This is a genomic window from Streptomyces sp. NPDC041191 (genome assembly GCF_055591945.1).
Map to the genome: position 1 here is coordinate 1 of NZ_JBVIZC010000001.1, position 13227 is coordinate 13227.

Annotated in this window: 13 protein-coding genes; 5 read left to right on the forward strand and 8 right to left on the reverse strand. The window is 71.4% G+C overall.

What is annotated here, in order from left to right; translation table 11 throughout:
* Positions 1–291 precede the first annotated feature (291 nt).
* Positions 292–954 (reverse strand): DNA-3-methyladenine glycosylase, encoded by a 663-nt coding sequence (locus ACZ6AQ_RS00005; RefSeq protein ID WP_468756277.1) that lies wholly within the window; start codon positions 952–954, stop codon positions 292–294.
* Positions 955–1041: 87 nt separating this feature from the next.
* Between ACZ6AQ_RS00005 and ACZ6AQ_RS00010 the strand changes: the two genes are divergently transcribed.
* From ACZ6AQ_RS00010 to ACZ6AQ_RS00020, 3 genes are all read left to right on the forward strand, one after another.
* Positions 1042–1824 carry a sporulation protein gene (locus ACZ6AQ_RS00010; RefSeq protein ID WP_468756278.1) on the forward strand — a complete coding sequence of 261 codons (783 nt, stop codon included), beginning with the start codon at positions 1042–1044 and terminating at the stop codon, positions 1822–1824.
* Between the two features lie 67 nt (positions 1825–1891).
* Positions 1892–2431 (forward strand): YbhB/YbcL family Raf kinase inhibitor-like protein, encoded by a 540-nt coding sequence (locus ACZ6AQ_RS00015; protein ID WP_468756279.1) that lies wholly within the window; start codon positions 1892–1894, stop codon positions 2429–2431.
* 154 nt (positions 2432–2585) lie between these two features.
* Positions 2586–3092, forward strand: coding sequence for an HNH endonuclease (locus ACZ6AQ_RS00020; protein WP_388700111.1), 507 nt, complete (start codon positions 2586–2588; stop codon positions 3090–3092).
* A 108-nt stretch (positions 3093–3200) separates the two neighbouring features.
* On the opposite strand, the gene ACZ6AQ_RS00025 is transcribed toward ACZ6AQ_RS00020, so the two are convergent.
* From ACZ6AQ_RS00025 to ACZ6AQ_RS00040, 4 genes are all read right to left on the reverse strand, one after another.
* On the reverse strand, positions 3201–3968 hold the full coding sequence (locus ACZ6AQ_RS00025; RefSeq protein ID WP_468756281.1) for a sulfite exporter TauE/SafE family protein: 768 nt from the start codon (positions 3966–3968) through the stop codon (positions 3201–3203).
* Positions 3969–4066: 98 nt separating this feature from the next.
* Complete coding sequence (locus tag ACZ6AQ_RS00030) at positions 4067–5005, reverse strand: SPFH domain-containing protein (RefSeq protein ID WP_388700105.1); 939 nt, start codon at positions 5003–5005, stop codon at positions 4067–4069.
* 93 nt (positions 5006–5098) lie between these two features.
* Positions 5099–5530: an NfeD family protein gene (locus ACZ6AQ_RS00035; protein WP_468756283.1), complete on the reverse strand. Its 432-nt coding sequence runs from the start codon at positions 5528–5530 to the stop codon at positions 5099–5101.
* Between the two features lie 100 nt (positions 5531–5630).
* Positions 5631–6428: an ABC transporter ATP-binding protein gene (locus ACZ6AQ_RS00040; RefSeq protein ID WP_388700101.1), complete on the reverse strand. Its 798-nt coding sequence runs from the start codon at positions 6426–6428 to the stop codon at positions 5631–5633.
* Between the two features lie 132 nt (positions 6429–6560).
* On the opposite strand from ACZ6AQ_RS00040, the gene ACZ6AQ_RS00045 reads away from it, so the two are divergent.
* The gene (locus tag ACZ6AQ_RS00045) at positions 6561–7352 is read left to right on the forward strand and encodes a hypothetical protein (RefSeq protein WP_468756284.1); all 792 of its coding nucleotides are present in this window, start codon (positions 6561–6563) and stop codon (positions 7350–7352) included.
* Positions 7353–7514: 162 nt separating this feature from the next.
* Here ACZ6AQ_RS00045 and ACZ6AQ_RS00050 read toward each other — a convergent pair whose 3' ends face one another.
* A complete protein-coding gene (locus ACZ6AQ_RS00050) occupies positions 7515–8159 on the reverse strand; it encodes a response regulator (RefSeq protein WP_468756285.1) in 645 nt (214 codons plus the stop codon).
* Entirely contained in the window at positions 8152–9297 is a 1146-nt protein-coding gene (locus ACZ6AQ_RS00055; protein WP_388700093.1) for a GAF domain-containing sensor histidine kinase, read from the reverse strand. The genes ACZ6AQ_RS00050 and ACZ6AQ_RS00055 overlap by 8 nt, the downstream gene beginning before the upstream one ends.
* Before the next feature lie 462 nt (positions 9298–9759).
* Here ACZ6AQ_RS00055 and ACZ6AQ_RS00060 point away from each other — a divergent pair, with 462 nt between their 5' ends.
* Complete coding sequence (locus tag ACZ6AQ_RS00060; RefSeq protein ID WP_468756286.1) at positions 9760–10533, forward strand: transglycosylase SLT domain-containing protein; 774 nt, start codon at positions 9760–9762, stop codon at positions 10531–10533.
* Between the two features lie 79 nt (positions 10534–10612).
* On the opposite strand, the gene ACZ6AQ_RS00065 is transcribed toward ACZ6AQ_RS00060, so the two are convergent.
* Complete coding sequence (locus tag ACZ6AQ_RS00065) at positions 10613–13222, reverse strand: FHA domain-containing protein (RefSeq protein ID WP_468756288.1); 2610 nt, start codon at positions 13220–13222, stop codon at positions 10613–10615.
* Positions 13223–13227 lie beyond the last annotated feature (5 nt).

The window sequence follows — 13227 nt, forward strand, 5'->3', positions numbered from 1 at the left end:
CACCCTCGTCGGGCTTTCCTCCGGGCTTTTCCCTTCGGTCTTGCGTTTCCGACTCTATCAGATCTTTCCGATCCGATTTCCCCGGTGCTTTCCGGCCCCGTTCGCTTTCGCTCCGGGCCCTTCCGGCGTGTTCACTACGTTAGCCGATTTCTCCGGCGACTCATAATCGAGCCATTCGAAACGAATTTCGGCATGCCGAAATACGCCCCAGCCGGGGATTCGTCTTGAGTAGTGGGTGGCCGTCTCGGGGTGCTTGAACAAGCGGACCCGTCTCCAACGGCTCGGACTACATTACGCACCGGGACGGCGCGAGTCAAGGCGCCTCTTGCGGGGCGTGTGGGCGCGGTACGGGCTGACCGTCGGGTCCCCGTCGATCCAGAAGCGCCAGGGGTGGGGAGCGCCGTCGCCGCCGACGCCCGTGCGGGGGCCGGCGAGGACGCGGTCCGGGGTCGGCGGGGTGCCGGTGAGGACGGTGAGCGGGGCGTCCGGGCCGGCGCAGGCGTCCTCTCCGTTCAGGGTGAGGGCGATGTCGAGGGCGGTGGCCAGGCGTGCCGGACCCTTGGCCAGCTCGTTGTCGTTGCGGGCCGAGCGGCGGCGGGGGCGGGCCTGCTCGGCGCCGCTCACGATCTCCCCCGCGCGCAGCAGGACCCCGCTCGCGCTGCCCTCGGGGCCGCACACCAGGTTGAGGCAGTGCCACATGCCGTAGGTGAAGTAGACGTACACGTGTCCGGGCGGGCCGAACATGACGGCGTTGCGCGGCGTCCGACCCCGGAAGGCGTGCGAGCCCGGGTCGATCTCCCCGGCGTACGCCTCCACCTCCGTGAGGCGCAGTTCGATCCGTCCCTCCTCCGTGGTGCGGACCAGGGTGCGGCCCAGGAGGTCGGGGGCGACCTCCAGGACGGGGCGGTCGAAGAAGGAGCGCGGGAGCGGCGTACGGTCGGGGCTTTCGTTCATGCCGTCCGAGCGTAACGGGGTGCGGCGGGGAACCGGCTACGGTCGTCGCGCGTATGTAGGGGTCAGGACCGAGAAGGAGTGAAGACCATGGGATTCAAGAAGCTGCTCGCGAGCCTGGGTGCCGGCGGGGCCACGGTGGAGACGGTGCTCACCGAGGAGAACGTGGTCCCCGGCGGGGTCGTCCAGGGCGAGGTGCGCATTCAGGGCGGCAGCGTCGACCAGCGGATCGAGGGGCTCTCCGTCGGGCTCCAGGCGCGGGTGGAGGTCGAGGGCGGCGACCAGGAGCACAAGCAGGACATCGAGTTCGTGAAGGTGCGTCTGGGCGGGGCCTTCGAGGTGAAGGCCGGCGCGGTGCACGTGGTGCCGTTCGGTCTGGACATCCCGTGGGAGACGCCGGTCACCGCCGTCTCCGGCCAGCAGCTGCGCGGCATGCACATCGGTGTGACGACGGAGCTGGAGATCGCGCGCGCCGTGGACTCCGGTGACCTGGACCCGATCAACGTGCACCCGCTGCCGGCGCAGCAGGCGATCCTGGACGCCTTCCTCCAGCTGGGCTTCCGGTTCAAGAGCGCGGACATGGAGCGCGGGCACATCCGGGGGACGCGGCAGAGGCTGCCCTTCTACCAGGAGATCGAGTTCTTCGCGCCGCAGCAGTACCGCGGACTGAACCAGGTCGAGGTCAGCTTCGTCGCCGACGACCGCGAGATGGACGTCGTCCTGGAGATGGACAAGAAGCCGGGCCTCTTCACCGAGGGCAGCGACTCCTTCCGGTCCTTCACGGTGGGGCTGCACGACTTCCACACCACCGATTGGGCGGCTTACCTGAACCAGTGGCTCGCCGAGGTCGGCGGCCGTCGCAACTGGCTCTAGGCTCGCGTCCGTAAGGCCGCCGCGGCAGGGCTGCCGGGCGGCGACGGGCGATACGGAGGGTTTCGACGTGTCCGAGGGCAAGAGGGCGCCGCTCCCCCACGACTTCCATCCGCCGGTGGCGGCGTTCACCGTGGTGAGCGACGATGTCACGCCGAGCGGAGTACTGAAGGACGCGCAGGTGTACGCGGAGGGGAACACCTCCCCGCAGCTGCGGTGGGAGGGGTTCCCGGCGGAGACCAGGAGCTTCGCCGTCACCTGCTTCGACCCGGACGCCCCGACGGGCAGCGGGTTCTGGCACTGGGTGCTGTTCGACATCCCGGCGTCGGTGACGGAGCTGCCGGCCGGTGCCGGGTCGGGTTCGTTCGAGGGGCTGCCGACCGGGGCCGTGCACGCGCGGAACGACTACGGCGCGAAGGAGTTCGGCGGCGCGGCTCCCCCGGCCGGGGACCCGGCGCACCGCTACGTGTTCACGGTGTACGCGGTGGACAGCGAGAAGCTCGGGCCGGACGCCGACGCCTCGCCGGCGGCCGTCGGGTTCAACCTGCGGTTCCACACGCTGGGCCGCGCGCAGTTGATCGGTGAGTACGCCGCTCCCGCGGAGGGCTGATCGTTCGTTTGTTGTTTGCCCGCTTCTGGTCTTGGAGAGATCAGAAGCGGGCACCTTTTGTTTCGCGAGAAATTGCGTTGTCCGACCCGGCCGGCCCGGCCATCGTTGTTCCAAGCCCGCCGGGGAGTGGGCCGGCATACGGGAGGTGGGCAACATGCGGGACACGCTGGTACTCAACGCGAGCTTCGAACCGCTTTCGACGATCACGCTCAACCGTGCGGTGGTGCTCGTGCTGCAGGCCAAGGCCGTCGTCGAGCAGGCCCATCCCGAGCTGCGGGTGCGCGGTGCCGCCGTCGATCTGCCGGTGCCCCGGGTGATCAGACTCTGCCGGTACGTCCGGGTGCCCTTCCGAAGACAGGCGCCGTGGTCGAGGCGGGGGGTCCTGGTCCGGGACCAGCACCGGTGCGCGTACTGCGGGAGGCGGGCGACGACGGTGGACCACGTCGTGCCGAGGGCCCAGGGCGGCAAGGACACCTGGCTGAACACCGTGGCCTCCTGCGCCGAGGACAACCACCGCAAGGCCGACCGGACCCCGGAGCAGGCGGGAATGCCACTGCTGCACCAGCCGTTCGAGCCGACTCCGGCCGACGCGATGCTGCTCGCGATGCGGGCGAGCGAGCGGTCCTCGCTGCCGGAGTGGCTGGCGGCCTCGGCCGCGTAGACGCGTACCGCGGATCCGGCACGTACCCGCGGATCCGGCCGATGGGCGAGGGGCCCGTCTCCCCCCGGGGGGCGACGGGCCCCTCGCCGCGTCCCGCCGTACGCGCCGCTACTTGAGGGTCAGCTGGAGGATCGCGACGACGCCGACGGCGATGATCACGCCCCGCAGGACGGTGGGCGACAGTCTGCGGCCGACCTTGGCACCGAGCTGGCCGCCGATGGTGGAGCCGACCGCGATGAGCAGGACCGCCGTCCAGTCGAACTCGGCGACGAAGAGGAAGAAGACGGCGGCGACGCCGTTGACGAGCGCTCCGAGGATGTTCTTGACGGCGTTGATCCGCTGGATGTCGTCGTGGAGCAGCAGGCCCATGAGGGAGAGGTAGAGCACGCCCTGCGCGGCGCCGAAGTAGCCGCCGTACGCGCTGGCGAGGAAGAGGCCGGTGAGGAGGGCGGGGCCGCCGTCCGGGTGGCCCTCGGTGCCGGTCCGTTCGCGCCGGCGCTTCACGGCCGCCGCGATGCGGGGCTGCACCAGGACCAGGATCAGCGCGAGCCCGATGAGGACGGGGACGATCGCGTCGAAGGCGTCGGACGGGAGGGCGAGGAGCAGGACCGCGCCGAGGAGACCGCCGAGGAGGGCGGCGGCGCCGAGGCGGAGGACGCGCTTCTTCTGACCCTTGAGTTCCCTGCGGTAGCCGATGGCTCCGCTGACGGAGCCGGGGACGAGGCCGAGGGCGTTGGAGACGTTCGCGGTGATCGGCGGCAGTCCGGTCGCGAGGAGGACCGGGAACGTGATCAGCGTTCCCGATCCCACGATCGTGTTGATGGTGCCGGCGCCGATGCCGGCGGCGAAGACCGCCAGGGCTTCCCAGATGGACAACGCCCTCTCCTTACAGGGTCGGTGAGTCGCCTCCCCGCTCCGGTGCCACCGGGGTCGAGGGGCTCGTACCGATCATGCACGAGAGTTACGTGTACGTGTCAGTCGACCGGGGGTTCGTCTCGCCGTTCGGTACCGCCGGACCTGGTGTTGAAGCCGGGGGCGCCGCCGCCGATGTTGCCGAAGGCGCCGGAGAGGCCCTTGAGGGCGTCGCCGATCTCGCTGGGGACGATCCAGAGCTTGTTGGCGTCGCCCTCGGCGATCTTGGGGAGCATCTGGAGGTACTGGTACGAGAGGAGCTTCTGGTCGGGGTCGCCGGCGTGGATGGCCTCGAAGACCGTGCGCACGGCCTGGGCCTCGCCCTCGGCGCGCAGGGCGGCGGCCTTGGCGTCGCCCTCGGCGCGGAGGATCTGCGACTGCTTCTCGCCCTCGGCCGTGAGGATCGCGGACTGGCGGGTTCCCTCGGCGGTGAGGATCGCGGCGCGCTTGTCGCGTTCGGCGCGCATCTGCTTCTCCATCGAGTCCTGGATGGAGGTCGGCGGCTCGATCGCCTTGAGTTCGACGCGGTTGACGCGGATGCCCCACTTGCCGGTGGCCTCGTCCAGGACGCCGCGCAGGGCCGCGTTGATCTCCTCGCGGGAGGTGAGGGTCCGCTCCAGGTCCATGCCGCCGATGATGTTGCGGAGGGTGGTGACGGTGAGCTGCTCGATCGCCTGGATGTAGCTGGCGACCTCGTAGGTCGCGGCCCGGGCGTCGGTGACCTGGTAGTAGATGACCGTGTCGATGTTGACGACCAGGTTGTCCTGGGTGATCACCGGCTGCGGGGGGAACGGGACGACCTGTTCGCGGAGGTCGATCCGGTTGCGGATCGAGTCGATGAACGGGACGACGATGTTCAGTCCCGCGTTGAGCGTGCGCGTGTAGCGGCCGAAGCGCTCCACGATCGCCGCGCTCGCCTGCGGGATGACCTGGATCGTCTTGATCAGGGCGATGAAGACGAGCACCACCAGAATGATCAGGACGATGATGACTGCTGACATCGTGTTCCCCGTGCCCTTCGCTGCCGGTTGACTGCCGGGTTGCTTTCGATGATCGAGTCTCGCAGACGTCGGAACGTCATGGGCGGGGTTCGGTCACATGACCACGGCGGTCGCCCCGTCGATCTCGACCACGTCGACCTGTTCGCCCGGCTCGAAGGTCTGTCCGGCGTCGAGCGCGCGGGCGGACCAGATCTCCCCGGCGAGCTTGATGCGGCCCCCTCCGGCACCGTCGACCCGTTCCAGGACGACGGCCTGACGCCCTTTCAGGGCGTCGATCCCGCTGGAGAGCCCGGGGGCGTCACCTCGGTGCCGGGCGGCGATCGGGCGCACCACCGCGACGAGCGCCACCGAGACGACGACGAAGACGAGCACCTGGGGAACGACGCCGAAGCCGAGGGCGGCGGTCACCGCCCCCGCGACCGCTCCCACGGAGAACATGCCGAACTCCGGCATGGCGGTGAGGACCAGCGGAATGCCGAGTCCCACCGCGCCGATCAGCCACCAGACCCACGCGTCGAAATCCACAGGGCCATGGTAGGGCGGCGGGTCCTCCCGGGACAGGGCGCGGGGCGGCGGGAAACCCCGGGGCGGGCGCGGTGCCGTGCGGTCACGGCGCCCGGCCGGGTCACTTCAGGGGCAGGCCGTGCGCGGTCCAGCGGTCGCCGACGCGCTCGACCACGAGCGGGAGGCCGAAGCAGAGCGAGAGGTTGCGGGAGGTGAGTTCGGTCTCGACGGGACCGGCGGCGAGCACCTTTCCCTGACGGATCATCAGGACGTGGGTGAAGCCCGGGGCGATCTCCTCGACGTGGTGGGTGACCATGATCATCGAGGGGGCGTACGGGTCGCGGGCGAGGCGGCCGAGGCGGCGGACCAGGTCCTCGCGGCCGCCGAGGTCGAGGCCGGCGGCGGGCTCGTCCAGGAGGAGCAGCTCGGGGTCGGTCATCATCGCGCGGGCGATGAGGGTGCGCTTGCGCTCGCCCTCGGAGAGCGTCCCGAACTTCCGGTCCAGGTAGTCGTTCATGCCGAGGCGGTCGAGGAACGCCTTGGCGCGCGCCTCGTCGACCGGGTCGTAGTCCTCGTTCCAGGTGGCGGTCATGCCGTACGCGGCGGTGAGGACGGTCTGGAGGACGGTCTGGCGCTTGGGGAGCTTCTCGGCCATGGCGATGCCGGCCATGCCGATGCGGGGACGGAGGTCGAAGACGTCGGTGCCGACGCCGCCGAGCCGTTCGCCCAGGACGCGGGCGGTGCCCTTGGTGGGGAAGAGATAGCTGGAGGCGACGTTCAGGAGGGTGGTCTTGCCGGCGCCGTTGGGCCCGAGGATCACCCAGCGCTCGCCCTCCTTGACCGACCAGGAGACCTCGTCCACCAGAGCCCGTCCGTCGCGGACCACGGATACGTCCACCAGCTCCAGTACATCGCTCATGAGCGCGTTGTCTCCCCTTGCGGTCGAGTGTCGTCGCCTTGCGCCGGTGGGCGCGGCGTCCAGGGGAAAACCTACGTTATCGGCGGAGCGGGCCGGTCCCTAGGGCTTCCTTCGGGTCCTTAATCTGGGGGGATGCTTTCGGAACCACGCTCAGGACGCCTGGCCGCCTGGGGCAATGCCCTGCTGGCCGGGACGGTGTCGCCGGACGAGGCGGCGCTCGCCATTGTCGGGGAGGACGCGGTGCACCGCGTGGAGGGGCTGCCGGGTGAGACGGGGCCGGTGGGGCTGACGCTGGCGCTCGGCCGGCTGCGGCGGCTGGGGGTGACCGGGTGGCGGGTGGCGCTGCCGGCGCCGGGCCATCCGCTGGGGCTGAGCGGACCGCCGGAGTTCAACGCCCGCGCGCTGGAGGCGGAGGAGGCGGCGGTGGGCTTCGGCGCGCCCTACGGCCTGGTGCCGGAGGTCTCGGAGGCGGGGCCGGCCGGTGACGTGCGCGTGGAGGTGGTCTGGCGCTGTCTGGCGGTGCGGGAGGCGCCGCCCGCGGACGTACCGTCGCTCGGTGAGGCGGAACGGGAGCTCGCGGAGGCGCTGCGGGACGCGACGGCGGTGCTGACCCGGCTCGACGTGGCGGCCTCGGGACCGGTGGCGGACGCGGCGCGGGAGGCGTACCGGGCGCGGACGGAGACGGGGGGCGAGGTCCTGGCGCCGGGCTATCCGCAGCGCGCGGTGCGGGTCCTGGAGCTGGCGCGCCGGGTCGGCCTCCTGGTGGACCTGGCGCACGGCCACGGCCACGGGGGCGCGGTCAGCGCTTCGGAGATGGCGGCGCGGGGGGAGGCGCTGCGGCCGGTGGAGCGGGTGGCCCGGCGGGCGCGGGTCGCCGCGTACAACGCGTACGTGGAGGAGAGGGAGCGGGAGCGGGGGTTCTGAAGGCCCGGCGCCGGGCGTGCTCGGCGCGCGGGTACGACCGTCGCACAGGTATGACCGTCGTACGGGCGCGCCCGGCCGGGCGAGGCGGCCGTGGTGCCGGGGACGGGCGCGGGGTACGGGGTGCGGGCCTGCCCCGGGGCCACCGGAGGGAGGCGGCGCGCGTCAGCGGGTGAGGCCGTGACGGACCGCCCAGAGGGCCGCCTGGGTCCGGTCCGCGAGGTCGAGCTTCATGAGGATGTTCGAGACGTGGGTCTTGACCGTCTTCTCGGAGAGGACGAGGGCGCGGGCGATCTCGCGGTTGGACCGTCCGTCGGCGATCAGGCCGAGGACCTCGCGCTCGCGTTCCGTGAGGGAGGGGCCGCGCCCCGTACCACCGGGGGAGTCGTCCTGGGAGAGGAGCGCGCCGGCGACCTCGGGCTGAAGGAGGACGTGCCCGGCGTGGACGGAGCGGATGGCGCCGGCCAGGGCGTCGGGGTCGATGTCCTTGTAGACGTATCCGGAGGCGCCGGCGCGGAGGGCGGGGACGACCGTGCGCTGCTCGGTGAAGCTGGTGACGATCAGGACCCTGGCGGGGTTGGCCAGCTCGCGGAGCCGCTTCAGGGCCTCGATCCCGTCCGTGCCGGGCATCCTCACGTCCATGAGGACCACGTCGGGGCGCAGCTCCTCGGCGCGGGCGACGCCCTCGTCGCCGTCGGACGCCTCCCCCACGACCTCTATGTCGTCCTGCACCTCCAGGAAGGTGCGCAGACCGCGCCGGACGACCTGGTGGTCGTCCACCAGCAGGACACGGATCGGCTTCTCAGCCACCGGGGACCTCCATCTCGATCGTGGTGCCCTCGCCCGGGGCCGAGGTCACGGTGAGCCGTCCGCCGACGCCGCCCGCCCGGTCCCGCATGGAGACCAGGCCGAGGTGGCGGCCGGCGCTGCGGACCGCGCGCGGGTCGAAGCCCCTGCCGTCGTCGGTGACGGTGAGCCGCGCGCCCTGGCCGCTGCGGGCGAGGGTGACGCCGACCAGGCGGGCGTCCGCGTGCCGCAGGGCGTTGTGCAGGGCCTCCTGGGCGACCCGGAGGACGGCTTCCTCCTGGGCGGCCGGCAGGGCGCGGGTGCCGGAGCTCTCGAAGGTGACCCGGGCGGAGTGGGCGCGGTCCAGGACCTGGATCTGGGTACGGAGGGTGTGGACGAGGCCGTCCTCGTCCAGGGCGGCGGGGCGCAGCTCGACCACGGCGGCGCGCAGCTCGTCGGCGGCCTCGGCGGCGAGCGCGGCGACCTGCTGGAGCTCGCCCTTGGCGCGGACCGGGTCCCGGTCCACCAGGGCCGCGGCGGCCTGGGCGGTGAGCCGGAGCGAGAAGAGCTTCTGGCTGACGGCGTCGTGCAGCTCGTGGGCCAGGCGGGAGCGCTCCTCGGCGATGGTGAGCTCGCGGCTGCGCTCGTACAGGCGCGCGTTGGTGAGGGCGATGGCGGCGTGCTGGGCGAGGATCGAGAGCAGTTCCTCGTCCTCGGCGGTGAAGCCGCAGCCGCCCTCTTCCCGGGGGCAGCGCTTGTTGGCGAGGAAGAGGGCGCCGAGGATCTCGTCGCCGTCCCGGACGGGCAGGCCGAGGAAGTCGGACATCTCGGGGTGGGCGTCGGGCCACCCCCCGAAGCGGGGGTCCTCGCGGACGTCGGCGAGCCGCTCGGGTTCGGCCTTGTGGAGCATCGAGGCGAGGATGCCGTGCTGGCGGGGCAGCGGGCCGATCGCCCGCCACTGCTCGTCGCTGACGCCGTCGACCACGAACTGGGCGAAACCGCCGTGGTCGTCGGGGACGCCCAGGGCCGCGTACTCGGCGTCGAGCAGCTCACGGGCGGAGGCCACGATCGTCTTGAGGACGTCGCGCACCTCCAGGTGGCGGCTCATCGCCAGGAGGGCGGTGCTCACGGCGGCCAGGCCGGAGCTCGGTCGATGGCTCATGCCCTCACCGTACCGGCGGGGCGTGACGGTCCGTATCCGTCCGGGGGCGAGGCCGGGACGGGACTCCGGTCCTAGGCCGTGTCCGGGAGGCAGCGCCGTCCGCACGGCGGACGGGCCCCGGGGTCGCCCGTCCTCCTCCACCGGGAAGGCGCCTCACCGTATGCGTTGCTCCAGCAACCCGGGGTGAGGTCGATGCCCCCCGCCTGTGAGGCGGCACATAGGACGCACGTCACTTACGAAGCTCCCTAGTGGTGACCTCAAGGACGGATAAGGACGGAGAAAACGGGTCATCACACCTGCCCCGGCAGCCATACCCGACCCCCTGATCCACTACCCGGCTTCGTACGTCACACCTTTGCCAAGGGATTTTGCCGCCGCTAAGAATTGCATCCGTCGCCGCCCAGTGAGGCGCAGTGCCGCCCCGGCCGAGCGACCCCCTGCGATTCGAAGAGGTAGTCCTGCATGTCTGCGAACACCCCTGATCACAGTCGTCGTGCCCTGAAGAAGACCCACAAGGCCACGATCGCCGGCGTCGCCGCCCTGGGCGCCGCGGCCATCACGCTCTCCCTGGTCCCCGGCAACGGCTCCACCGAGACCGAGCCCCAGGCCCTCTCCGGCACGCAGCGGGTCGCGTGGTCCTACGACGCCCACAGCCCCCAGGCCAAGGCCCTGGCCGCCAGCCTCAACGAGCAGCAGACCACCATCGGTCTGAAGGCCCAGCAGGAGGCGCGGGCGAAGGCGAACCTCGCCGCGCAGGCGAAGGCCGCCGCCGAGGCCAAGGCCGCCAAGGCCCGGGCCGTCGCCAAGGCCCAGGCCACCGCCAGGGCCAAGGCGGCTGCGGCGAAGGCCGCCGCGAAGAAGCGCGCCGCGGCGAAGGCGGCCGCGAGCCGTTCCGCCACCCGCACCCCGGTCTTCGCGAACAACCTCGACGGCTGGATCCGCGAGGCGCTGTTCATCATGGACAAGCACAACATCCCGGGCACCTACTCGGGCATCCACCGCAACATCATGCGGGAGTCCAGCGGCAACCCCCGGGCCATCAACAACTGGGACATCAACGCCATCAACGGCATCCCCTCGAAGGGTCTGCTCCAGGTCATCCAGCCGACCTTCGCGCGGTACCACGTCAAGGGCACCAAGTTCGACCTGTACGACCCGGTCGCCAACATCGTCGCGGCCTGCAACTACGCCGCCCACCGCTACGGCTCGATGGACAACGTCAACAGCGCGTACTGATCGCGTTCGCGCCCCGGTGCGCCGGAGGGCGGCACCCCGTGCGGGGTGCCGCCCTCCGGCGTGCCGGTCCCCCGGTCGCCTACTTGCGCATGACCTCGGGCTCGTGGCGGCGCAGCAGCCGCGCCACGAAGACGCAGCAGACGGCGGCCATCAGGAGCTGGACGCCGAGGTCCATGCCCCACTGGCCGGCCGTGTGCTCCCACAGGGGGTCGGTGTCCGTCGGGTTCTTCGGGTCCCACGGCGGCATGAGGCGCCCCAGGTCGAGGGTGGTGCCCGCGCCGGCGATGCCCCAGCGCGAGGGCATCAGCCAGGCGAACTGCTCCAGGCCGGGCGAGCCGTACACCTGGAACAGGATGCCGGTGAAGACGACCTGGACGATCGCGAACATCACCAGGAGCGGCATGGTCTTCTCCGCGGTCTTCACGAGCGCGGAGATGACCAGGCCGAACATCATCGAGGTGAGGCCCAGGGCGATGACCTGGACGCACAGCTCGACGGCGGGCGGCATGAAGAGGCCCTCCGCGGGCAGCGCCCGGGTGGAGAAGCCGATGCCGCAGATGATCAGGCCCTGGAAGGCCGTGATCAGGCCGAGGACGATGACCTTGGACATCAGGTAGGCCGAGCGGGACAGGCCGGTGGCGCGCTCCCGCTCGTAGATGACCCGTTCCTTGATCAGTTCGCGGACCGAGTTGGCGGCGCCGCTGAAGCACATGCCGACCGCGAGGATCAGCATGATCGTTCCGGCGTCCCCGTTGAAGCGGGACGGCGGCGTCGGCGAGCCGAGGCCGAAGTCCGCCGGGATGACGACCGAGACCGCGCCGAGGACGGCGGGCAGGATCACCATCAGGCCCATGAAGCCCTTGTCGGAGGCGATGACCGAGACGTAGCGGCGGATCAGGGTCCACAGCTGGGATCCCCAGCCCTGCGGCTTGGGCGGGCGGGCCATCGCCTGCTGCGGCACCTGGACGGGCTGGGCGGCGACGGCGTCGATGTCCGCGGCGTACATCTGGTAGTGCTGCGAGCCCTTCCAGCGGCCCGCCCAGTCGTAGTCGCGGTAGTTCTCGAAGGCGGAGAAGACGTCGGCCCACGTGGAGTAGCCGAAGAAGTTCAGCGCCTCCTCCGGCGGCCCGAAGTACGCCACCGAACCGCCGGGCGCCATGACGAGCAGCTTGTCGCACAGGCCCAGCTCGGCCACCGAGTGGGTGACGACGAGAACCGTGCGGCCGTCGTCCGCGAGGCCGCGCAGGAGCTGCATGACGTCGCGGTCCATGCCCGGGTCGAGGCCGGAGGTCGGCTCGTCCAGGAAGATCAGCGAGGGCTTGGTGAGGAGCTCCAGGGCGACGGAGACGCGCTTGCGCTGGCCGCCGGAGAGGGAGGTGACCTTCTTCTCCTTGTGGATGTCCAGCTTGAGCTCGCGCAGCACCTCGTCGATGCGGGCCTCGCGCTCGGCGGTGGCGGTGTCGCCGGGGAAGCGGAGCTTGGCCGCGTAGCGGAGCGCCTTCTGAACGGTCAGCTCCTTGTGCAGGATGTCGTCCTGCGGGACCAGGCCGATGCGCTGGCGCAGCTCGGCGAACTGCTTGTAGAGGCTGCGGTTGTCGTAGAGGACGTCGCCCTCGTTGGCCGGGCGGTAGCCGGTCAGCGCCTTGAGGAGCGTGGACTTCCCGGAACCGGACGGGCCGATGACGCCGATCAGCGACTTCTCCGGTACGCCGAAGGTGACGTCCTTGAGGATCTGCTTGCCGCCGTCGACGGTGACCGTGAGGTGGCGGGCCGAGAAGGAGACCGAACCGGTGTCGACGAACTCTTCCAGCTGGCCGCCGACGATCCGGAAGGTCGAGTGGCCGACGCCGACGATGTCCTGCGGGCCCAGGAGGGCGGTGCCGCCCTTGGGGATCGGCTGGCCGTTGACGTACGTGCCGTTGTGCGAGCCGAGGTCGCGGATCTCGAAGCGGCCGTCGGGCGTCGCGTGGAACTCGGCGTGGTGCCGCGAGACCTGGAGGTCGGAGACGACCAGCTCGTTCTCCAGGGCACGGCCGATGCGCATGACGTGGCCGAGGGCCAGCTGGTGGAACGTGGTGGGGCTGCGGTCGGCGTAGGCCGACGACGCCCCCGCGGCGACGCCGGGGTGACCGTTTCCGGGACCCTGCTGCTGGTGCGGGACCTGCGGGTTCACGGGCTGCGGCGCCGGCTGGTGCTGCTGGTACGGCTGCGCCGGCTGGTGCTGCTGCGGCGGCTGGTACTGCGGCTGTGCCTGCTGCGGCTGCTGCCGGTGCGCGGCCCACTCGGCCTGCTCCGCGGCCGGGTGGCCGGGGACGGGCTGGGCCACCGGCGGCTGGTGGTGCTCCGGGGGCCGGTGACCCGCCTGGCCGGCCTGCGCGCCCCGGTCCCCGGCGGTGAGGTCCAGCCGGGGACCGTCGGTCGCGTTGCCCAGGTGGACGGCCGAGCCGGGGCCGATCTCCAGGTGGTGGATCCGCTGCCCCCGGACGAACGTGCCGTTGGTGGAGCCGTGGTCCTCGATGACCCAGCTCCGGCCGTCCCAGCTGATCGTGGCGTGACGCCACGAGACCCTGGCGTCGTCGATGACCAGGTCGCCCTGGGGATCACGCCCCAGGGTGTACGACCTGGACGGGTCGAGGGTCCAGGTCCTTCCATTCAATTCCAGTACGAGTTCTGGCACTCCACGCCCCACTACTT